The 23,920-nt window shown below is 54.2% G+C and carries 14 protein-coding genes; 10 read left to right on the plus strand and 4 right to left on the minus strand.

Going from position 1 to position 23,920, the window contains the following annotated elements:
• The first annotated feature begins 11 nt into the window (after positions 1 to 11).
• Entirely contained in the window at positions 12 to 1,043 is a 1,032-nt protein-coding gene (locus QTO31_RS14630) for an MraY family glycosyltransferase (RefSeq protein WP_301429806.1), read from the plus strand.
• Positions 1,044 to 1,199: 156 nt separating this feature from the next.
• On the opposite strand, the gene pcs is transcribed toward QTO31_RS14630, so the two are convergent.
• Positions 1,200 to 6,668, minus strand: coding sequence for a propionyl-CoA synthase subunit Pcs (gene pcs, locus QTO31_RS14635; RefSeq protein ID WP_301429807.1), 5,469 nt, complete (start codon positions 6,666 to 6,668; stop codon positions 1,200 to 1,202).
• A 387-nt stretch (positions 6,669 to 7,055) separates the two neighbouring features.
• Between pcs and QTO31_RS14640 the strand changes: the two genes are divergently transcribed.
• On the plus strand, positions 7,056 to 9,257 hold the full coding sequence (locus tag QTO31_RS14640; protein ID WP_301429808.1) for a serine/threonine protein phosphatase: 2,202 nt from the start codon (positions 7,056 to 7,058) through the stop codon (positions 9,255 to 9,257).
• Positions 9,258 to 9,273: 16 nt separating this feature from the next.
• Here QTO31_RS14640 and QTO31_RS14645 read toward each other — a convergent pair whose 3' ends face one another.
• Complete coding sequence (locus tag QTO31_RS14645) at positions 9,274 to 9,711, minus strand: hypothetical protein (protein ID WP_031458367.1); 438 nt, start codon at positions 9,709 to 9,711, stop codon at positions 9,274 to 9,276.
• A 389-nt stretch (positions 9,712 to 10,100) separates the two neighbouring features.
• Here QTO31_RS14645 and guaB point away from each other — a divergent pair, with 389 nt between their 5' ends.
• Entirely contained in the window at positions 10,101 to 11,582 is a 1,482-nt protein-coding gene (gene guaB / locus QTO31_RS14650) for an IMP dehydrogenase (protein ID WP_301429810.1), read from the plus strand.
• A gap of 186 nt (positions 11,583 to 11,768) precedes the next feature.
• Positions 11,769 to 12,932, plus strand: a complete 1,164-nt coding sequence (locus tag QTO31_RS14655) for a diphosphomevalonate/mevalonate 3,5-bisphosphate decarboxylase family protein (protein WP_031458365.1) — start codon at positions 11,769 to 11,771, stop codon at positions 12,930 to 12,932.
• 175 nt (positions 12,933 to 13,107) lie between these two features.
• On the opposite strand, the gene QTO31_RS14660 is transcribed toward QTO31_RS14655, so the two are convergent.
• Positions 13,108 to 14,472: a glycerate kinase gene (locus QTO31_RS14660; protein WP_367620650.1), complete on the minus strand. Its 1,365-nt coding sequence runs from the start codon at positions 14,470 to 14,472 to the stop codon at positions 13,108 to 13,110.
• Positions 14,465 to 15,547, minus strand: a complete 1,083-nt coding sequence (gene ychF, locus QTO31_RS14665; RefSeq protein ID WP_301429813.1) for a redox-regulated ATPase YchF — start codon at positions 15,545 to 15,547, stop codon at positions 14,465 to 14,467. The genes QTO31_RS14660 and ychF overlap by 8 nt, the downstream gene beginning before the upstream one ends.
• A gap of 658 nt (positions 15,548 to 16,205) precedes the next feature.
• Here ychF and QTO31_RS14670 point away from each other — a divergent pair.
• From QTO31_RS14670 to QTO31_RS14695, 6 genes are all read left to right on the plus strand, one after another.
• Positions 16,206 to 16,865 (plus strand): cytochrome c3 family protein, encoded by a 660-nt coding sequence (locus QTO31_RS14670; RefSeq protein ID WP_301429815.1) that lies wholly within the window; start codon positions 16,206 to 16,208, stop codon positions 16,863 to 16,865.
• A gap of 67 nt (positions 16,866 to 16,932) precedes the next feature.
• On the plus strand, positions 16,933 to 20,022 hold the full coding sequence (locus QTO31_RS14675; RefSeq protein WP_301429818.1) for a TAT-variant-translocated molybdopterin oxidoreductase: 3,090 nt from the start codon (positions 16,933 to 16,935) through the stop codon (positions 20,020 to 20,022).
• A 2-nt stretch (positions 20,023 to 20,024) separates the two neighbouring features.
• Positions 20,025 to 21,485, plus strand: a complete 1,461-nt coding sequence (gene nrfD, locus QTO31_RS14680) for an NrfD/PsrC family molybdoenzyme membrane anchor subunit (protein ID WP_301429820.1) — start codon at positions 20,025 to 20,027, stop codon at positions 21,483 to 21,485.
• 12 nt (positions 21,486 to 21,497) lie between these two features.
• Positions 21,498 to 22,037 (plus strand): DUF3341 domain-containing protein, encoded by a 540-nt coding sequence (locus tag QTO31_RS14685; protein WP_301429822.1) that lies wholly within the window; start codon positions 21,498 to 21,500, stop codon positions 22,035 to 22,037.
• A gap of 9 nt (positions 22,038 to 22,046) precedes the next feature.
• Positions 22,047 to 22,664 (plus strand): c-type cytochrome, encoded by a 618-nt coding sequence (locus tag QTO31_RS14690; RefSeq protein ID WP_301429823.1) that lies wholly within the window; start codon positions 22,047 to 22,049, stop codon positions 22,662 to 22,664.
• A gap of 18 nt (positions 22,665 to 22,682) precedes the next feature.
• A complete protein-coding gene (locus QTO31_RS14695; protein ID WP_301429824.1) occupies positions 22,683 to 23,918 on the plus strand; it encodes a hypothetical protein in 1,236 nt (411 codons plus the stop codon).
• Positions 23,919 to 23,920: the final 2 nt, after the last annotated feature.

Here is a 23,920-nt window from a genome sequence, read left to right on the forward strand (position 1 = left end):
GAATGTATGCTATGGCAAACATTGCCTTGATCTTGATAGCGGCGCTTACCTTCTCGATCCTGGTTACGCCAATTGCGCGGCGAACCGCCCTACGTAGTGGACTTATTGCAATCCCACGCAGTCGCGACAGTCACACGACACCAATCCCTCTTCTTGGTGGGGCGGCAATCTACACTGCATTTGTTGCTGCACTGCTGTTATTCGGTGATCTGGCTCATATTCGTGAACTGATTGGGATTTTGCTCGGCGCTACGATTGTCTCACTCTTTGGTTTAGCTGATGATCGGTGGGGCATGCCGGCAATAATCAAACTCGGCGGTCAGATGTTGGCTGCAACGGTCTTACTCCTCGCCGGCACTCAGGTACAACTCTTGCCGTGGCCTGCTCTTAACTGGGCCTTGACCTTGCTATGGGTCGTTGTCATTACCAATGCCATCAACTTTCTCGACAACATGGATGGGCTTTCAGGTGGAGTGGCTACTATTGCGGCTGCTTTTTTTCTGCTCCTGGCGGCTATGAATCAACCGCGGCAGGTATTAGTCGGCGCAATGGCTGCTGCTCTGATTGGTGCCTGTATCGGATTTTTACGCTACAATTTCAACCCCGCCAGTATCTTTATGGGTGATACCGGCAGTCTCTTTATCGGATTCATCCTGGCAGCCCTAGCGATCAAACTGCGCTTTCTCAACAACATTCCGCTGGTAACCTGGCTGGTACCGGTCTGCGTCCTGGGTTTACCACTCTTCGATCTGGCCCTGGTCTTCGTTGCTCGTGTTCGCCGTGGGGTAAATCCCTTTACTACGGCCGGTAAAGACCATCTTTCACACCGCCTCCACGCATTAGGAATGACAAAGCGCGAAGCGGTTCTTACCTGCTATCTACTGGCAGGTGCCAGCGGCTTAATTGGCGTATACATTACCCAGGCCCGCCCTTCAGAAGCGTACCTCGTTTTCGCTGGTCTCCTGATCGTGGCCCTTGCCGGGATTGTCTGGCTCGAACGAGTGTGTCCTTCAGGCCAGCCACGTCAGCACCAAACGGACTAAGAGCCTATACGGAATACCCTGTGTCGCAGAAGAAGATCGGTTGGGGCGCAGCGGCGCTGCGCCCGTACATCTATCAGGTTTCATCCGCTGTACTGTGAGGTTCAGATAGGCTCTAAATAAGTCGGGGGCGGGTTCTGAAACCCGCCCCCTTCACCGTTATCGCTCACCAGCCGTCCAGGCCTCGTACAACTCGTCTTTGCTCTTCAGGCCGAGTCGTGGCAAGGCGTGATTGACTACATACGTAGCTGCGGTGTGGCGATTTTCCCACATTGCCTGATGTGCTTCGGGCAACTTATCCCACGGCACCACCGCCGGTTCGGTGATTGTCAACAGACCAGCGCTAATCTCATCGTTGAGGCGCAAGACCTCGTAAGCGTTCGAGAGATGGGTGCCGAAGATTTGCGCAGTTGGCATATAGATGCGGCGTTGTCGCACCCAGATTTGGGGCGCGAAGAAGGAGTAGCGTCGCCCACCAATATCCTCGAAGTAGACGATCCGACCGGTGAAGGGCTTAATCAGCATTGCGCTCACGGCCAGCGCATCGTGATCTGCCCGTTCGATGATCAGATCGGGATAGCCGCGAGGATTATCGGCACTGCGCAAGAACGTGCCAACCGCACTACCGAGCGGCTTGAAGACCAGATCGTTAAAGCGACGCACCGCCTCTTTCAAACCTTGCGGGTCCTGACGAGCATTGGGTAGTGGCGGCATCGTGCGTGGCCACTCGAATTCATCGCCAAAGCGGCGTTTGAGTTCGGCTAAACTCACCACTCCGCGCAACGCAGCACCGAACCCAAGCGACAGGATGAACTCGCGTTGCGCATCGTTTACCGTAACCACGACAATCCGTGCGCCCAGGAGACGTGCCGCCTCGATGGCTTCCAGACCACCGGCATCGACCAAATCGTCGCCGCCGACACCGTAATAGATGAGCACGGCCTCACCGGCACGCAGATTGGCTCGCCGCAACATCTCGGTTGGCGAAGCGGCGCCCGGTTTACCGAGGAAGGTAAAGTGATAGCCGCTCGTGGCACCGTAGAAGGTCAGCGTCGGAATATGTCCATCGTGCGGCTCACCGAGCAGTTGGAAACTCCGCGGGAATGCCGTCTCACCAGCATGAGAAACTACGTAATCGGCCAGGCGACCGTTGTTCTGCGCACGGAACATCTCGAGCAATGGCTGGCCAGCGGCCTCCCACTCTGCCCAGGCTGCCGGGTCTTCCGGTACACGGGTAAAGCAATTCGCTACCGACGGATCCTTACGATTGATCGCGCCATGGGCGCCCGCTGCAAGGAGAGTCGCTGCGCGTTCCGCCGAACTGACCATACCGATCACGCGCAGGCCGTTGCGTGCTGCCGACCGGGCGGCATCCAGACCGGTACCGGTAGCGGCACCTTCGATGAAGATCGTCCGACCGGCCTGAATCCGTAGCGTAGTGAAAAGCGCACGATAGATTGTACCCAGGTTAAGGATATAGCTTCCCGCCGCTTCAATACTCATATCGGTGGGAATAGCGAGACATTGCGGTGCCTGCGCCAGCATAAATTGCTGGTGTGAACCATCTGGCGTATCATTCCCCTGGATCACGAAGTCGGCTGCCATCGGATCAAGTCCCATCATCGGTGACAACAAATCCGACTGACCAGAGTAGATGGCAACCAGATCGCCCACCTTCAGCCGCCCCTCGCGTCGCGCCTCCTCACCAAGGGCAACGATCAGACCGATGCCACCCGAACCGGTAACGTGCCAGTCGCGGTCGTGTTCATCAAACCGCGAGACCGGAATACCGGTAATTGCCCAGATGTCGTTGAAGTTTACCTCTGAGGCCAGGACGTAGATGAGGGCCTGATTCGCCCGTGGTCGTTCCACCGGCACGATAATCTGTTTTTCGGCCACTATCGGATCGCCGTGTGCAGCAGCACCGGTTTCAGGATCACGAATGACCGCCTGCGCATATTGCCACTTCGGAATCCGATCAACACCGGGGAAGAAAGGCGAACCGATCGGTAAAAGTTCTTTTTGTTCGAGCAAGATTCGCTCCTGTTCAGGTGTGATCAACGGTCGGCGTGTCGGCAGCGGTGCACTCTGGCGATCAAGGAACTCGCGGATACCACGCTTACCGCCGTTCGGGTCAACTACCGCTTCGGCAAAGAGCTTCGCTTCGTGTTCAAGACCTGCCTCGAAGCCGTGGATAAAGCCATAGCGGATCGCTTCCAAAGCGCGATGGACTGCCGTATCGCGACCAACACTATGCGCCTGCTTAATCACCCGCTCGATACGCGGATGGGCGATAATCGAGCGCAGTTCATCGTCAGCGAAGCGGGGATCGGGCTTGCGCCACTCTTCGAGTTGTTCATGACGATGGCGGAACGCCTGTGTAACGGCAGCCGTATCGATCAACTGCCCATCAGTGCCAATCGCAGCGCGGGCCAGCTCGCATGCCAGTGAAAGTGCATCTTGATCGCCAGTAGCAATTGCGTCGATCAAGCCCAATTCTAACGCCTCGTCAGCCGGTATACTCCGCCCACCCAGGATCATCTCCAGCGCACGTAAGAGACCGGTACCGTTGTTCCGCTTGTACAGCAACCGTGGCAGACGCTGAGTACCGCCATAGCCCGGCAGTAAGCGCAGATTAATCTCTGGTTGACCAAACTCGGCGTAAACATCGGCCACGCGATAGTGACAGGCCATGGCGAATTCAAGTCCACCACCCAGTGCGACACCGTTGATGGCTGCAATGCACGGCTTGTTCATCCGTTCGATCTTACGGAAGGCGAGGTGCGCATTGTTGGGTAGGGCCATCGCCTCTTCGACCGTGTGAATCTCTTCGAGTAACTGGCGAATATCAGCCCCGGCGACGAAACTCTTGGCGCCCTGGCCGGTAAAGACGATTGCTGCTACGTCGTTCCGTCGGGCAAGGTGATCAACAATCGTATTCAACTCATCAAGTGCACGCTCATTCAGTGCATTAACCGGCGGATTGGTTACCGTCACGACGGCCAGCTTACCGGCGCTGGCTGTCGGTGGATGGTACTCGATGCGGAAATAGCGGTAGCGTTCGATGATCTGCTGCTCTTCCGCCATGCGCTGCTTACGCTTCCACTCAGCAATCTTTGCGGCAATCTCTTCCAGCACCTCTGGGTTACGCAGCGTTGTCGTATCACCGAGTGGTTCGTCGAGCATCATATTGCGCAGGAAGCGACGCATATATTTGCCACTGCGCGTTTCGGGGAAAGCGCTCACTTCAATGTAATCTTCGGGAACGCTCACCGCACCCTTCTCGGTGCGCACCAACTCATCGAGCCGCCGACGGTCAGCACCGGTAAGATGCCGACCGGGCGCAGGCTGAATAAAGGCCACCGGTGTCAAGCCCTTCTCGCGGTGTGGTGCACCAACCACAATACAATTACCTACCGGCGAATCGGGCGTAATCTGGCGATCACGCAAGATTGCCCCTTCGATCTCTTCCGTACCCATTCGGTGACCAGAAACGTTGATGACGTCGTCTGAACGACCGTGGAGGGTGAAGCTGCCGTCGGGATACTTCATGGCGAAATCGCCCTGAATATAGCCCCATTCACCATTCGGTCCGCGGCGCCAGTAGGTCTTGATAAAGCGTTCGGCATCTCCCTTCCACGCCGTTAGTGGGATTTCTCCCCGCAAGTATGCTTCAAAGCCGGGTACATCGCCCCAGATCGTGCGGGTTAGGTAAGGATACGGCGCAGTGATGACAATTTCGCCCTTTTCTTCAAAATCGGCTACTCGATACCGAACGTTCCCACTCTCGTCGGTTTCAGCCACCCACACATCACCGGCAATCCACGGTAACGGATACGTATGAGCATCGGGGCGCAGCGGAAAGTCTTGATTACCGTAGAAGTGTGTCCAGACGATACCACCGTGCTCGGTGGCCCAGTACGAATTAATGTACTGCGGGGTCATAATCTGCATTCCAAATTGCTGCACCGCCGGGCTAACCGGTTCAGCACAGAAGGTGGCAACCCGCAGTGAGTGCATATCGTACATGCGCACGTCTTCGATATTTTGCGGGTTAGACATCACCGTCTTGAGGAACGTGACACCCGCCTTAAAAATCTGGACACCGTAGCGTTCAATGATACTAGCGTAGCGTCCGGCAGAGGGGAAGAGCGGCGATCCCTCGGCGATCACACCCGTCAAGCGACCGGCCATAGTTGCCGTCAGCATATAGCTCTGACCGGTGATCCAACCCGGATCGGCGATCACGTAGATAGTATCGCCCGGCTCGGCATCAAAACTGACCCGCAAGGTGTGGACCACGCCTGCCACATACCCACCATGCACGTGGATCACGCCTTTGGGTTTACCGGTGCTACCGGAGGTGTAAATGATAAACATCGGATACTCGGCATCAACCGGCTCGCAGGGAATACTGGCATAGAGGGCAGGTACAAGCTTGTCATCGGGCAGATTGAGTAAATCAGCCTCAGAGTGGACATCAAAACCGGCAGCACGGGCATTAGCCAGAATCTTCTCTAGCGCGGCATCGAGCAGTTCATGGCTCCACCGGTCACGGCTTGCATTCCACAGAATTTCCTGGCCGGTATGGCGCACTACCACAACCGCATCGACCCGTGGCGGAGACTCAACTAACGCCTGTGCCAGCGTGGTGCGTATCTTCGCCTGCACGGCAGCATCGAGATCACGCAATTTCGCCAGCGCTGCGCCAACTCCGCGCATCACATCCGAACGCTCAACCGTAATCTCGCCGGCCAGTGCCGCATCGACTTCGCTGACAATTGTCTGACGCTGATCATCGTTCAGCGATAGCGTTGCCAGCGTGTCGATCACAATCTGCCGTGCTGTTTCAACCGGAATGTACTTGTCGAGCGCCTGATCGGTGTACGCTTCTTTGTATGGAACAACCTGCGCATTACGATAGGCACCGTCAGAGGTGATGACAACCCGTGCACCCGCATTATGAATACGATCTGACAGAGTTTTATCTGAGAAACCACCAAATACCGGTGTATATAAGATACCCAGTCGTTTCGCCGCTTCGGTATAATAAATCTGCGGCATAATATTTGGCATATTGAGCGCGATCCGATCGCCCTTCTTCAAACCTAAATCGCGCAACACCTGGGCTGCTTTCACGACTTCGACTAGCAAGCGCCGTCGCGTAATCGTTTCTTGCACCACCGGGCCGCCACGACCATTGTTGAGCGAGTTATCCCAACGATCGCCCTCAAAGTAGTATGCAACCTCGTCGCCGTAACCGAGCATGACATGCCGGTCAACCTCATTGAAACAGGCATTGGTCAGTCCGCCGATGAACCAGCGGTAGAACGGTGCTTCACTGTCATCAAACGCCTTTTGCCAGGGCTGATAATCGACCGGGTAATCGACCGCAACCGGCGCACCGGTGGCAGCGTCAAGCCCTTCCCAGCGTTGGCTTTCTTCGTTAAACCGAATCCAACAGTTGTGTTGCGGATCGTACCAGTGAATGACCGTGCGAGCAATCGCGCCGTGGAAGGCGCCGGGATCGGCCAGCGCAGCAGCGCGCTGAGCTTCCCAATCTTGACGATTCCGAATTGGATTAGAACGTGGCGCCCGTGATGGGGCGGGGGGCGCAGTGTCGATCATCGACAGTCCTCCTTGACGCAAACGCTACCATACCAGATCAGTTGTGACATAGATAACAAGGGGTACATCATATAGCCTACAGTGCATAACGCAATTCGTCAAGACCTCAACAATTGAGAATTGTTCACTATTTGCCCAGATAATGTCTTGCAATTGCCGATCCGCCAGTTGTCGGTTCAGATCAAATATTGCTTGAACATATGCAATCCATACATAGGACACATCACTGTCTGCCACAGTGACCATTGCCCGTCCAAACCTGATCTAGCTAACATCTCGAGGTGGTATACTGCTCATATCATCCAGGTCAGAATCACGAACGGGTCAGAGTTACGAACCTCGCTATGCCAGGTTTAGCCGTTCACTGCTTAGATAGAGACTAAATCCATGCCCTTTCAGGTAAATATTGACGAGCAATTGATCATCGAGGGAACCAGTTATTACGTCTGTGCCCATCCGGCCATCCCTGGTTACCCCTTCATCCAGGAGGGGCAATCCAGCCGCGTTGTGCAATTGCGCAGTACTAATGGTTTTGTTGCCTTGAAGGTGCAATCACAGCTTCGTGATCAGGCCCTTTGCACCCATGCGTTGCAGCTTCAACCACTTAGTGCGATTCCCGGTTTACAAGCAGCACGCCGCCTTGTTCTTACCGCTGCCGATCAACCCGCCCTGATCAGAACCTATCCCGAACTCGAATACGCTATTCTGATGCCGTGGGTTCATGGGCCGCCTTGGCAAGAACTGATACGCTATCGTCGTCCACTCACGCCATCACAATGCCTGAACCTTGCCCATGCTCTGGCCGATGTTCTGGTTAACCTCGAGCAGCGAGGACTGGTACACGGTGATCTGCAATCGGCCAATGTTATGCTGCCTGGCCTGATCGATCTGGGGGCTGCGGCATCTGTTGCACTGGTTGATCTTGAAACGGTGCACGGCGCAGGCGTGTTACGGTTACCACTGCCGCCACCAGTTAGCCCCTATCTGCATCCTGCACCTGCACAAGGGTTAATGGCCGACCGCTTCAGTGGTGCACTCTTGATCTTGGAATTACTCGGTTGGTGTGATGAAAACGTGCGCAACGCTGCGGCTGATAACAGCTTTTTTTCTGCCGCTGACCTGCTGCAACCGACCGAACGCTACCACATTCTCCGCGAGGCATTAGCCAGACGGTGGGGGCTAGGCCCGGCGCAAATGCTTGATCGTCTCTGGCAGAGCACCAGCCCGTCGATGTGCCCTCCATTGAAAGATTGGCAGGCCATTTTGCCCTCACCAACAATGGCTCCGGTTGAGGAGCCATCGCCGTCGTTGCCAACACCATCTTTACCTGACCCGGTTGCGCAGCTCATGACCAGGGCCTCTACGTTATACGATCAGGGTCAACCGTATCAAGCGTTGAATGAGTATCGCAGTGCACTTGAACGATTGCCAGCCCATGATCCGCGGGTCGGCGAGGTCATGCAAACCATCGATACTCTTGAACGACAGCTCTCACAATCGACGATCACGAAACAGCGTTCTGATCTGAACATGGCAGTTCCGGTCGGTATTGGCGTCGTCATCATTGTCTTGCTTGCTTTGGCATCTGCAATTGGGTTGAATCGTGTCCCCCCATCAGACCTTGTTGTCACATCTCCTACAGCGGTTGTTGAACCGGCAACACCGCTGGTAACACCATCGCCAACGCCGACAATGACCCCCAGCCCCTTGCCATCACCATCTCCGGTACTCGCATTTCGCGTTGATCGGATCATGCCAACCGAACTCTTCACCGGAGCAATACCACTTGAATTTACCGTGCAGGGTGCAGGATTATCAACGGTACGCACGGCAACCCTTCGTGCGGCTGGCTACGAGCCGATTGCATTGACGATCATTGCTGGTAGTAGCGATAGTGAATTACGCCTGCGTCTTGCAAACCTGAAAACTTCCCTTGCTGGGGCAATTCCGTTCACCCTCGAACTGAACGGTACACCGGTGCCTGGTGCGGCGGTGACTCTGCGTGACTTCATCAGTATCCGAACTGTTGCTGGTGTGCGCGCAGAATATCGCTATACCGGTCGGATTGAAGAAGATGGTCAGGGTCTGTTCTCCCGTCTGTATGCTGAACCGGTAGCTACCAGTAGCCTAACCGATCCAATTCGGAATGGCGATGAAGTGGAAATCTTGAGTGATCAACCCGCAGGCTGGTATCGGATACGGCTTCGAACCAGCAGCGATCAGAATCTGGCGGGACGCAGTGGCTATATTGAACGATGGTTGATCGACAACATCGATGTTCCACCGCCACCGACGCCAACTGTTCCACCTGAACCTCCCCGGTTACGATTCAGGAAGCTAAGTGAGACTGAAGATTCACGCTGTGTGCTCATTCAGATTAGAGGTGTTGATACAAGTGGCTGGAGCGTTTCAGTAGATGGTCTGCGACTCGGCGCAGTTTTCGATGCGAGTGGTGATGCCCGTATTTGCGGCTTACGCCCACGCCAAGAAGTGACATTTACTGTGCGCGACGAGCAGGGTGCACCGGTTCGTGGTGGTGTCGGTGTCCCTACTCGTGGCAATGATGTGATGTTCGCCGAATGGCGCTGAGTAGTTACACTCCTCTTCACACGAGATGGCTGTAATCTGCGTGTGGTTCATCCGCAGGTGGATTAAGCTTTGCGGTAAGTATTTCTTCCAGCACTGAAGCGGCAATCGGTAATAGTGGTACCAGACTGAGATTGTAACGTTCGCCAGCATCACCTTGTAGGCGGAGCACTCGTCGTCCTAAAAAGATCAAGGCTGGCAGTAATGCCGGAAGCACCGCCAGTACAATCCCACGTGGCAACCAGCGTTCACGTGGTAACTGACCGATCAGGGCCTGCCCAATGGTAACAACCATCATCGTGTTGAACAGTAATCGTGTGTGCTCTGCGGTACTCTCATTCCGTAAACTCAGATAAGGAATCTTTGGCCAAAATTGTCGTGAATTACCATGTAAAATGATCATCACGACAACATTGGCGATAACAAAACCAAGACTGCGCACGATCCGTTTGCCCATACGATCACTCCTCTAGTGATAACGCACCACGTTCCTCGATTAATCATAGCATCTTACAATGACAACGAGAATAGTTACACGCCCAGGGCAAGATGTCTGTTATCGAATTTATACCGTGAATTGTCTCTCGTTCTCCGCCATGTTTGACGAGGCAGGCAGCTCGGAGTATAGTACACGCAGAACGATACGCACAAGGTGCGACCATCGTTCTCTAGCAATGCACATAACATTAGTACACTGAGCTGGTTATGTCATTTGCCTCTGCGGGCAAGACGCTCGTGACCTCAATTGTACATGGATTATTCTGTACGTCGCTCTAAGGCAGCAGTCATTCATCCCCCTGCGCTGACCGCGGGGGTTTTTTGTAATCAGTACCGGAGGAGGTTTGCATGGGTATCGCTTGGGAAGAAAAATTTGCGCGTGAAGGGCTGACCTTTGATGACGTTCTCCTTATTCCAGCCGAATCCGATGTTTTGCCGGCCACTGTCGATGTCTCAACCTGGCTTACCCGTAACATTCGCCTCAACATACCGATCGTGAGCGCTGCAATGGATACAGTCACCGAACATCGGTTGGCCATTGCTCTTGCCCGTGAAGGCGGCATTGGCATTATCCACAAAAATATGCCGATTGCCAACCAGGCCGAGATGGTGCGCAAAGTAAAACGTTCGGAGAGTGGTATGATCACCGATCCGATTACCCTACCACCCGACCGTACTGTTGGCGATGCCCTCGATCTAATGGCAGAATACAAAATTTCCGGCGTTCCTGTCACGACCCCTGATGGCGATCTCGTCGGTATCATCACCAACCGCGATTTACGTTTTGAAACCGACCGTAGCCGTCCGATTCGCGATCTGATGACATCACGGAACCTGGTAACGGTTCCTGAAGGGACGACTCTTGAAGAGGCGAAGGAGGTATTACACCGTCACCGAATCGAGAAGGTATTGGTCGTCGATCAACGAGGCAAACTGAGCGGGATGATTACCGTCAAAGACATTATGAAGCGAATCGAGTATCCAAACGCCTGCAAAGATGATATGGGACGGCTGCGCGTTGGCGCAGCCGTTGGCGTCAGTGGCGATTATATCGAACGCGCAACTGAGCTGGTACGCGCCGGGGTTGATGTCTTAGTGATCGATACCGCTCACGGCCACTCGCGTGGTGTGCTCGATGCCGTAGTCAAATTACGGGAATTGTTCCCTCAGATTCAGCTTATTGGCGGGAATGTTTCAACTGCCGCTGCTACCATCGCCCTGATCGAGCGTGGGGTGGATGGAGTGAAAGTTGGGCAGGGTCCTGGTTCGATCTGTACCACGCGCGTTGTCACCGGCGCCGGTATGCCTCAGATTACGGCTATTTTTGACTGTGCCCGCGCCGCTGAACCATACGGTATTCCGATTATTGCCGATGGCGGTATTAAGTATTCAGGTGATATTCCTAAAGCAATTGCCGCCGGTGCTCATAGCGTTATGATCGGATCGATTTTCGCCGGTACCGAAGAGAGTCCCGGTGAACTGATCCTCTACGAAGGTCGGAGCTATAAGAGTTATCGCGGCATGGGGAGCATCGGGGCGATGCAACGCGGCGGTGGTGATCGCTATTTCCAGACCAATGTTACCGAGGCCCGCAAGCTGGTAGCTGAGGGGATTGAGGGTATGGTACCGTTCAAAGGGCCACTGAGCGATACCGTTTATCAGTTAGTCGGCGGCTTGCGTGCAGGAATGGGGTATGTTGGCGCAGCTAATATTGAAGCGCTGCGGCGCAATGCACGCTTTATCCGTATTACCACTGCCGGTCAGATTGAGAGCCATCCGCACGATGTCATTATTACGAAACAGGCACCAAATTATGGTGGTCGGCAGTAGGGAGATCGACCGAATCTCCTCACAACCTGCTCTCCCCCTTCCTCTTTGCACGAGAGGAAGGGGGCAATGCCGAACGATGAGCAACTGGCAGAAAAGCAGCACTCGGCAGGACACTGCTCTCTCAGAGCGAATCTTTGACTTGCCTTTAGCATTCGTGTAACGTCAGTACAGGAAACATTCGTGTCTATGCACACCTCTACCATTCCACCAGAATTTGCCGATCTTGTGGCCCCAATGCGGTCGGCCCACGAACGCATCCTGGCCGATTTGCAACACTATCAGCTCATCCCCCCACCACTACCATCTCTCCCTCCGGCCCGTCCACGCGGTGTTGCTGCTGCCCGTGCGTACCCAATGCAGGGTGTGCTCAAATATCACGGGCTGAGTGATTGGGCACAGCGTATTGCCTTTTTGCCATCGATCTCACTTAACAATGCTGCTGCCCACACAACGACTCTGGTCGAGTTCGATCCTGCCTTACCGGTTGATAGTGCTGTTATCGGCGGTATTCCGGCCCAGGGACGTGAACTTGAGCGGGTAGTAACAGTGCTCGATGCCGTACGATCACTGGCCGGTATCACCAGCCATGCCCGTGTTGTTTCGCGGAATGTGCTACGCACGCGGGTGGCCGGTAAGGGTCTGGGAACCAGTGCGTCGGCAGCGGCAGCGCTAGCTTGTGCCGCCGTGGGTGCGATCTTCGGCCCAGAACTGGCTGGTCATACCCGTTTTCTATCCACCCTGGCTCGCCTGCTGGCCGGTTCCGGTTGTCGCAGCGCTGCTGGCGGATTGGCACTCTGGCTTAGCTATCCTGGCATTCCTCCTGCCGAAAGCTACGCCGTGCGCCTCGATCAGCACCACGAACTTGATAATATCGCGTTGATCACCGTACCTATCGATTCGCGGATCGGCTTGAAAACCGAACAGGCGCATCATGATGCGCCGCATAGTATCTTCTTCCGCGCCTGGATGTTGGCGCGTGGCGATGAAGTCCGTGAGTGTATTGGTGCGGTACGACGGGGCGATTGGAAAACCATCGGTCAACTCGCCGAACTCGATAGCATGCGTCTCCATGGCGTGACGATGTCCGGTTCGCGCGAGCAGCGCATTATTGGCTGGGAACCGGAAAACATTACTCTATTCCGGCTGTGCAACGATCTGCGTGCACGCGGGATACCGGTTTATGCCAGTACCGATACTGGCCCGACGGTGGTCTTCATAACCGAACGTGAGTACGTGCCCGCTGTGATCACTGCCGTCACTGATCTCGGTCTGGGATTAGAAACGGTCACAGCTCCAATTGGTGGTCCGGCTTATCTCATTTCGGTCGAAGAGGCACTTGCTGAGTTGTGAGTGCATAAATATAGTCGAGCACTTATCGTTGCATCGTAGGGGCGGGTGCCCGACCCGCCCGGCACGACGTGCGTATAAGGCTCGACAACGGGGATTGGGCAACTTCTCGCTGCGGAACAAAAGCTCTGTCAGATTACACCAAGTTGTAACCGACGATGGTTCTCGTTTTCAATGGTCAACAACCGACAACAATAAACACGAGATCGTTTACGTTCGTACCAGTTGGGCCAGGACGGAGCAAGTCATCTAATGCCGCAAAAAAGGGATAGGCATCGTTTCGCCGCAAATGATCAACCGGGTCATACCCTAACGCTCTGGCGCGTCTCACCGTTGCCCCGGTTGCCACTGCCCCAGCAGCATCGGTTGGCCCATCACCACCATCGGTTGCCAGTGCAATCACTGCCGCATGCTCAAGCCCATCCAGCGCAATCGCTGCACTTAACGCTAACTCTTGGTTACGCCCACCTCGCCCTGTTCCGCGCAGCGTTACTGTCGTTTCGCCACCGGCAATAAGACATGCTGGCAGCGGTAATGGTTGATGAGATGTCGCAATCTCGCGTGCAATTGCCGCCAGCACCTGACCAACCTCACGGGCTTCTCCCTCTAAAAAGGTTGTCAAGATCATCGTATGAAATCCAGCCGTCTGTGCTGCTGCTAGCGCTGCCTGTGCGGCCTGAGCATTACTTCCGATCAAGACGTTTTGTACCTTGCTTGCGCGGGGATCATCCGGTTTGAGCGTTTCAGGGTGATCACCGCGTGCACCCGCTGCAAGATAAGCCAAAATAGCCGGTGGGCAGCGGTTACGCAATTCGTACCGTTCGATCACGGCCAGTGCTTCGGCAAACGTCGTCGGATCGGCGACCGTCGGCCCGGAGGCAATGACTTCCAACGGACTACCAACCACATCGGAGAGGATCAGAGTGACGAGAGTCGCCGGCGCTGCCATTCGCACCAATCCGCCACCCTTGATCTGATCGAGATGTTTCCGGATCGTGTTGATCGCGCCGATTGGCGCTCCACAGGCGAGCAATTCGGTGGTAAGCTGCTGAATATCGGCCAGGGTTACCCCTGTCACCGGCAGGTTGAGCAATGCCGATCCACCCCCTGAAATCAGCGCCACCACCAGATCGCGTTCGGATGCCTGAGCCAGCAGCGTTGCAATGCGTTGACCGGCAAGCACGCTCCGTTCATCGGGTGTTGGATGTGCAGCGCGCATCAGGGTAACACCGGGAATCTCCGGTAGCGGGGCACCATCGTCCTTCACCACTACAATCCCGCCGCTCAGTCGATCCCCCAACACCTGTGCTGTCGCCTGCGCCATTGCCGAACCTGCCTTACCTGCGCCAACCAGCCAGATTCGGTCGAATGCTTGCAGGTCGTAACGCCGCTCACCAACCAGCAACCACTCACCCTCGCGACGGAGCGTGGCAATGGTTGCCTGGGCCGGATCAACCGCTGCCAATGCTGCTGCCATCATGTGGGTAACTGCCGCACCCCATGGCGCAGAACGCAGCGACGCCGTCCACAATCGTTCAGACATTGAAGAGGAAATGGCAGATGTCTCCATCTTGAATAATGTACTGCTTGCCTTCCATCCGAACCAGACCGGCTTTTTTTGCCTCGTTCATGCCGCCAGCAGCAATCAGATCGCTGTACGCCACAATTTCGGCCCGAATAAATCCGCGTTGAATATCAGAATGGATCACGCCTGCTGCCTCTACGGCTGGCGTTCCTCGTGGAACAGGCCAGGCGCGTACTTCATCAGGCCCGGCAGTGAGAAAACTGACCAGTCCAAGCAACGCATAACTTGCAGCAATCACCCGGTCACGGGCCGGCGCCGTGATCCCCAGATCATCCATGAACACCCGTGCTTCGGTATCATCAAGCTGGGCTAACTCAGCCTCGATTTTACCGCACAACGGCTCGACAGCACTACGCGGGTGAGGATAGGCAATCTGCGGTGGATGGGCAATGTCGGCTTCCCCGATATTGGGCGCAATCAGCATCGGCTTGGCCGTGAGAAACTGATACCCACGGATCATCCGCGCTTCGTCTTCGGTTAATTCAAGCGCCCGAATTGGCGTTTCTGCTTCGAGCGCTTCACGTAACCGCTGCAACAGGTCTCGTTCGGCAGTACGCAACTCCTTCTCTTTTGCCGGTAATTTGGGAATCTCAGCATTCAGTCGGTTCAGGCGTCGTTCGATAATGCCCAAATCGGAAAAAGCCAATTCAAGATCGACAGCCGCAATATCACGCTGTGGATCAATTGAACCATTTGGATGCGGCACTGTCGGATCATCAAAAGCGCGCACAACATGTAGGAGAGCGTCAGCCGAAGCAATATAATTAAGCAATACCGGCGGTAACCCACCACCAGCCCGCCCGCTTCCACTCAAACCGCCAATATCGACATATTGGACATCAGCATACGTGATTTTCCGTGGCTTAAACATCTGTGCCAATACCTCTAGCCGTGGATCAGGTACCTTAACGGTTGCCAGGTTTGGCTCGAGCTGACCCGAAGAATAGGCCGCAGTCTCGGCGTGACCACGAGTTAAAGCATTGAAAACCGTAGTTTTCCCACTATTTGGCAGCCCAATAATTGCTATTTTCATCGCACGTCCTCTGTGCTACGTATCTCATTGTTGCACACTATACCATAATTTATCGGCCGGCCGCAGCAAGATACGAAGAGCCGTAAGTCAGGGAATGGCTCTTCAACCTGTCGCTTGCTCTCCCTTCCTCTAGCCTTGTGGGAGGGCTCGCCTCGCTTTCTCGTCCGTTGGAGGCAATGATTGCGCATGCTCCCTCTTCCTTCCGCTGTGAGAGAAGAGCAGGAGGGGTGAAAGTGCGAGGAGTCAGTCACTCGTCGAGTACAAGCTCTAAAAAAACCTCTACACCCGCGTAAGGAGGTCCGCTTCTACCGAGATGGAGTTGTCACGCAAAGACCAGAAAGAACATTTCCTTGCACTATTTGTCACAAGATTGCACGCTCATTGCACAAAAAATTGTGATATGATTAGAAAAGAAGGTGATCGCCACAGGTAAACCTGTGACCCAGGCGGCAATATGACAACGTGACTAGAATGAGGGGTTATGCAAAATATGCAAAAACCTGTCACTTAAACCACGCTATCTATTTCGCGTTTTTGGCATCCTGTACGGCAAAAGTAGAGGAACTTGCGTCCTGGTATTTGACGCAAAAGCAAAACGGTTCTATAATACCGATTAGGTGACATCGTGCAGTTCGCTTCCTGGATAGGGTAATGCAACATGGCACAGATTTTTCCCCGTAATGCCAACCTGCTAGCTCGTTTGAGCATCTTTGCGCTCGTCTTGCTCGTCATTGAAGGGATTCTCATTCTCGGTGTCTACTTCCGGTCGAACTACTTCCGACAGGTTAATGTCGCGATTGAGCAGCCAGTGGCTTTTAGCCACCAATTACACGTAAATGTGGTTGGCACGGACTGTCGTTACTGCCATACGTCAGTCGATCAGTCGTACTTTGCCAACATTCCGGCAACTGAAACCTGCATGACCTGCCATTCCCAAATCAAGACCTATAGCCCACTGCTTGAAAAGGTGCGCGAGAGTTACGCCACCGGTAAACCGATTGAGTGGGTAAAGGTGTATGACCTGCCTAATTTTGTGTATTTCAACCACTCAATCCACGTCAACAAAGGGATTGGCTGTTCAACGTGCCACGGTCAGGTCAACAACATGCCGGTGGTCTGGCAGCAACAGGCTCTCTATATGGGCTGGTGTCTAAACTGCCACCGAAATCCTGAGCTGTATGTTCGCCCACGTGAAGAAGTCTACAACATGGACTATGTACCACCGGCGAACCAATTGGAGATCGGTCGACAATTGGTGCGTGAATACGGCATTATGCGGCCAGAACAGCTAACGAACTGTTATGTGTGCCATCGCTAATTCGCCTAAATCAGTTTGGTGAAACCTGCGTGCCTCTTGGGAAGCGTTATCAACAGTGGTAGAAACCATGACACAGCAACAATTCGATCTCGAAGCGATTCGCGCCCAGTTGCGCGACGCCCGTGGACCTCAATTCTGGCGTTCGCTTGATCAATTAGCCGACTCACCAGCTTTCCGCGAGCTGGTGGAGCGTGAGTTTCCGAGTGGTGCGAGTGAGTTGGGCGATGGGATCAGTCGGCGCACCTTTTTGAAGCTAATGGGAGCCTCACTGGCTCTGGCTGGCGTCACTGCATGCACCTATCAGCCACGCGAGTACATTGCCCCATTTGATCGCCAGCCGGAAGGTCGGATCCCTGGTGTGCCACAGTATTTTGCCTCAACCCTGACCCTCGGTGGGTACGGTACTGGCGTGCTGGTGCGGTCGAACGAAGGCCGTCCAACGAAAGTCGAAGGTAACCCTCGTCATCCGGCCAGCCTAGGAAGCACCGATCTTTTTGCTCAGGCTGAGATTTTGACGATGTACGACCCTGATCGCTCGACAACAGTGTTGCGACAGGGTGTGCCGAGTACATGGGCTGAGTTTACCACTACCCTGGAAAATGCGCTGACCGCTGCTCGCGCAACGCAAGGCGCCGGTGTGCGCTTATTGACGACAACTGTAACATCGCCGTCGCTGGCAGCGCAGATTGCGCAGTTTTTACAAGCGTACCCACAAGCGCGCTGGTATCAGTACGAGCCGATCAATCGCGATAATGTTGTGGCCGGAGCACGGTTGGCTTTCGGTCGCGATATTACGACCCGCTACGATCTTTCCGCAGCACAGATCATTGTCAGTCTTGATGCCGATTTTCTGGCGCCCGGACCGGGGTTCATTCCGTATGCACGCGCTTTCGCCGAAGGCCGGAAGGTGCGGAAGGGTAGTGAGACAATGAACCGGTTGTACGTGGTTGAAGCCAGCCCATCCACAACCGGTACGGCTGCCGATCATCGCTTACCCTTGCGTGCTGATGCTGTTGCGGCCTTTACGGGTGCTCTAGCCCACGAACTAGGAGTAGGTGGCGCACCAACGAATCTCAGTCCGAAGGCAGAAGAGTTCTTGAAAGCCATCGTCCGCGATCTGGAAGAGCATCGCGGGAAGTCGGTTGTGCTCGTTGGCGAACAGCAGCCTGCCGTCGTTCACGCCCTTGCTCATCTGATTAACGCTGAACTAGGCAATGTCGGTAAGACGGTGTTCTATCACGAACCGGTAGAAGCGCGTCCGACCAATCAGACAGAAGAGCTGGTCGCGTTGGTTAGTGAGATGGCCGCTAGTCGCGTTGAGACGTTAATTATCATCGGTGGAAACCCTGTCTACAATGCGCCTGGCGATCTGCGCTTTGCCAACCGTATGGCGGGTGTGCCATTGACGATCCACCTGAGTCAGTTTGTCGATGAGACCTCAGCTCTTGCCACCTGGCACATTCCACAGGCTCACCCGCTTGAGAGCTGGGGTGATGCCCGCGCCTTTGACGGTACGGCCAGTATTATCCAGCCGCTGATTGAACCACTCTACGGCGGGAAGACGGCAAACGAACTGCTGGCAGCAATGCTCGGTCAACCGGATGCCGACAGCTATGATCTGGTGCGAACGTTCTGGGTTGAGCGCATTGGCGAAACGAACTGGAAGATTGCACTCGCTCAGGGTGTGATTGCTGATACTGCTGCACCGGTCATTACCCCTGAACTCAATGAAGCGGCTATTCGCGCCGCTCCTATTCCGCAGCCTGATACAGAGGTTGAAATTGTCTTCCGTCCTGACCCCTCACTTTTCGATGGCTTCTATGCAAATAACGGTTGGCTGCAAGAGCTGCCTCGTCCCCTGACGAAGCTGGTTTGGGACAATGCAGCACTGATGAGTCCGCGGACAGCGATCAAGCTCTTGGGGTTGCCTTTCGATGCAAAACGCCTGGTTGGCGGTAAAGAAGACGATCGTGAGCGGCAGCGGTATCTCGAACAGCTCTCGAAGGTCAACGGTACAATTGCCCGTATTGAATACCGTGGTGGGGTCATTGAGATTCCTATCTGGTTGTTGCCCGGTCATGCTGAAGATTCCATTACACTGAATCTCGGTTATGGGCGTACTCATGCTGGACGGGTAGGCAACCGTGTCGGCGTTAACGTTTACCCGATTCGTACCAGTGATAGTCCATGGTTTGGTTCCGGTGCACGAGTAACTAACACCGGTCGGATGTATCTGCTGGTAAGTACTCAGGATCACTGGACATTAGAAGGCCGCGACATCTATCGCGTTGGCGAGTTCAAGAAGTTTAAGGAAGACCCCAAATATATTGCCAAAGAGGTCTATAAAGAGGAATATGGACGTGAGTCGCCAAATTATATCTCTTTGCAACCTGGTGATGACTACACTGATCGGAATGCCTGGGGTATGACCATCAACCTCAATGCCTGCATCGGTTGCAACGCTTGCGTCGTTGCCTGCCAGGCCGAAAATAATATCGCCGTTGTAGGCAAAGATCAGGTCTCACGCGGGCGCGAAATGCACTGGATCCGCATTGATCGATACTTTGCTGGTGAGGATCTTGATAACCCTTCGATCTACATGATGCCTGTCAATTGTATGCAGTGCGAAAAAGCGCCATGTGAGGTCGTTTGCCCGGTTGCGGCCACCGTTCACGACTACGAAGGTCTGAACAATATGGTGTATAATCGTTGTGTCGGTACGAAGTATTGCTCGAACAACTGCCCGTACAAAGTACGGCGGTTCAACTTCCTGCAATACAGCGATACGACAACCGAGACCTTCAAGCTCGCGTTCAACCCAGATGTGACGGTGCGCGTCCGAGGTGTGATGGAGAAGTGTACCTACTGCGTACAGCGCATTAGCGGCGCACGGATTGCTGCCAAGCGACGGGCAGTACAGGCTGGTCAATCATCATACGTGATTAACGATGGTGAGATTCAGACCGCCTGCGAGCAGGCATGTCCGACTGGAGCGATTGTCTTTGGTGACATTAACGACAAAAACAGCCGCGTCGCGAAGTGGAAAGCAGAAGGGCACAACTACAGCTTGCTGGCATTCCTGAACACCATTCCGCGCACAACATATCTGGCCCGTGTCCGCAATCCGTCAGAGGAACTAGAAAAGGTGGAAGGCTAGCAATGGCACAGGCACAACCACTCCGCACCCGGCCAGTAGACGATGGGGAGGCCTATCTGTTGCCGGGAGAAACCTACTCGTCGATCTCTGCTAAGATCGGCGATGTTCCCCTCACGCCGCCGCTGAAGACGCCTAAAGGCTGGTTGGCGGGCTTCAGTGTGGCATTCTTTATGTTGATGATCTTCTTCGTGTCGGTAACGTGGCTGTTCATCCGCGGCGTTGGTATCTGGGGTATTAATATCCCGGTCGGCTGGGGCATGGACATCATTAACTTTGTGTGGTGGATCGGTATTGGTCACGCCGGTACTCTTATCTCAGCGATTTTGTTGCTCCTTAATCAGGGCTGGCGCAATTCGATCAACCGCTTCGCCGAAGCAATGACACTGTTTGCGGTGGCTTGCGCCGGTCTTTACCCGATCCTGCACCTTGGTCGGCCATGGCTCTTCTATTGGTTGATCCCGTATCCGAACACCCACGGGATGTGGCCACAGTTCCGCAGCGCTCTCGCGTGGGACGTGTTTGCAATTACAACCTATGCTACAGTATCGCTGATATTCTGGTTGGTGGGATTGATTCCCGATTTCGCCACCCTGCGTGATCGGGCCAAGAATATCTGGGTGAGGCGGCTATACGGTATTGCAGCGCTGGGCTGGCGTGGCTCTGCTCGCCACTGGCACCGCTACGAGATGGCCTCAATCTTGCTGGCCGGTCTCTCAACGCCGCTGGTAGTGTCAGTACACTCTATCATCTCGCTCGACTTCGCCATTTCGCAAGTGCCGGGCTGGCAAGTTACGATCTTTCCACCTTACTTCGTGGCTGGTGCCGTGTTTGCCGGGTTCGCGATGGTGTTGCTCTTGATGATTCCGGTACGTACCTTCTACGGCTTCGAGAATTACATCACGATGCATCACCTTGACGTTATGGCGAAGGTGATGCTGACCACGGGGATGATTGTGGTCTACGGCTACTTTATGGAGGTCTTTGCCTCACTCTACAGCGGTAATGAGTATGAGGAATACCTGCTTTATAACCGCTTGTTCGGGCCGAGCTCGTGGGCATACTGGGGCCTGCTCTTCTGCAACGCAGTTGCAATCCAGCCGCTCTGGTTTAAGAAGGTGCGTCAGAATATCCCAGCATTGCTTATCATCTCCCTAATTGTCAGTGTTGGTATGTGGCTCGAGCGGTACGTGATCATCGTTATCTCGCTCGAACGCGACTTCTTGCCGTCATCGTGGGGTCTATATATCCCAACGATCTGGGACTGGTCACTGTATATCGGTACCTTTGGTCTCTTCTTTACGCTGCTCTTCCTCTTCATCCGGGTCTTGCCGATGATCAACATCTTTGAGATGCGGATGTTCCTGTATCAAGAGACTGAGAAAGCAAGGCGACGGGCAGAGCACGGTGCCCACGATCACGGGCACGATCACAGCCCTGCTCATGGTGCAGCCACAGCAGACTAGAGGAGGAAGGCAATGCGTAACGACGTATACGGCATCATGGCCGAGTTTCCAACACCTGAAGCGCTCATTGAAGCGACACGCAAGGCGAAAGCCGCCGGCTATACAAAGATGGATGCCTTCTCACCCTTCCCGATTGAAGAGGTGATTGAGGAAATTGCCCACGGCGATACCGGAGTACCGCGACTCGTCCTTCTCTTTGGACTGATCGGGGCGGCGGCAGGGTTTATCTTACAATACATTGGTAATATCGTCGATTATCCGCTAAATGTCGGTGGTCGTCCACTCGATATTACCAACTGGCCAGCGATGATCCCGATCACGTTCGAGAGCGGTATCTTGCTGGCATCATTTGCCGCAGCAATTGGAATGGTCGTGTTGAACGGATTACCGGCGCCGTACCATCCGGTGTTCAACGTTCCCCGTTTTCAGTATGCGTCACAAGATGCGTTCTTCTTGTGCATTGAAGCAACAGATCCATTATTTGATCGTTCGCGTACTTCGCAGTTCCTGCGCTCATTGAATCCGATGCAGGTTTCTGAAGTTTCATACTGAGGGAATCCCATGCAAACGCCTCGCCTGACATCACGTATCATTCGCTTCGGTTGGATCGGCTTCCTGGTGCTGTTGCTGACCGCATGCCATCAAGACATGTACGATCAGCAGAAGTACACTACCTATGAGCCGAGCAGCTTCTTCGCTGACGGACGTTCATCGCGTCCCAATGTAGCGGGGACGATTCCATATGAAGTTATTAAGACCGATGAGTTTCTGTATACTGGTCTTATCGATGGTCAGGAAGTGGATGCAATGCCCTTCCCGGTAACCAAAGACTTGCTCTTACGCGGCCAACTGAAGTACAACATTTATTGCGCTGTCTGTCATGGCGAGGCTGGCTATGGGGCAAGTATGGTTGCCGAACGGGGTGGTATTGTACCGGCGAATTTCCATCAACAACGTCTGCGAGAAGCGCCGCTGAGCCACTTCTTCGTTGTCATTACGAATGGCGTTTACCGCGGTGATCCTCAGAATGGTGGCTATCAGTCGATGTATGGCTATGCGTCACGCATTACGCCGGAGGATCGCTGGGCTATTGCTGCTTACATTCGGGCACTACAGTTGAGCCAAAATGCTACTATTGATGATGTGCCTCCTGAGGAACGAGCACGGCTTGGTAACTAGGCGGGAAGGTTTGAATCCATGGCGACAACAACGATCTCACAGACCCGAATCCCACAACTTGGACAGGTACAAATGCTGGGTTTGACCGCTGCTGTACTGGGTATCGGCGTACTGGTTGCTGGTTATTTTCTTAATCCAACATCGTTCTTCGAGTCGTATATTTATGGCTACTACGTAGCAATGACCATTCCCCTCGGTTGTCTCGGTTTCCTGATGGTACAGCATCTAACCGGAGGCGCCTGGGGGGTGACGGTGCGCCGCATGCTCGAAGCTGGCGCGGCTACGTTGCCGATCATGGGATTGCTGTTCATTCCTATTGCCCTGGGTTACTTTGACACTTATAAGGCACTGGGGCTAGAACATCCATTGTATGAGTGGGCAAATCCAGAAGTAGTGACACCTGGTGGCGCTGAGTTTGATCCGATTATTGCCCACAAGGTGCCGTGGCTAAGCCCATTGTGGGTGACAGCCCGGATTGCAATTTTCTTCGTGATCTGGACAATCCTGGCGTACACGCTGCGCGCATGGTCTCGCCAGCAGGATGTTGGCGGTGACGCGAAAAAGTTGGCAACCCGGATGCGCCGTCTAAGCGGTATTGGGGCAGCCCTCTTTGTTATCACCGTTACGTTCTTCTCGTTTGATGTAGCGATGTCGCTCGACCCACACTGGTTCTCAACAATTTATGGTGCGCATTACATGGCAAATGCCGGTCTTATGACCCTAGCTTTCCTGGCATTGATGATGAGCCGTGTACGCGATGCGACTCTTTTCCGAGAGTATGTCTCGGTGAAGCCGATCCACGATATTGGTAAGTTGATATTTGCCTTTACCGTGTTGTGGACGTACATGTCGTATGGTCAGTTGATCATTATCTGGTCAGGTGATGTCGCGGAGTTTACACCCTGGTATGTACATCGCACTCAGCACGGTTGGGAATTTGTGGCATTGGCTTTGATGCTCTTCGCTTTTGCATTGCCCTTCTTTGTATTACTCTTCCGTGGTACGAAGCGCAATCTGATAACCCTTGCCACAATTGCTGGCTGGATTGTGCTCATGCGCTTTGTCGATATGGCCTGGATCATTTTGCCCGAATTTCGCGAGCATCTGTGGGATATTACCATTACTGATATTGCTGCACCGATTGGCCTGATCGGTCTGGTAGTGGCTCTGTTTGCTGCCAATGTCCAGCAAGCGCCGCTTCTGCCACTCCGTGATCCGAATATGGAGCAGTTGCAGAATAGTGGTCATCACTAACA

Origin of the sequence: Chloroflexus sp. MS-CIW-1 (genome assembly GCF_030444705.1) — a bacterium.
In the GTDB taxonomy this organism is placed as follows: Bacteria; Chloroflexota; Chloroflexia; order Chloroflexales; family Chloroflexaceae; genus Chloroflexus.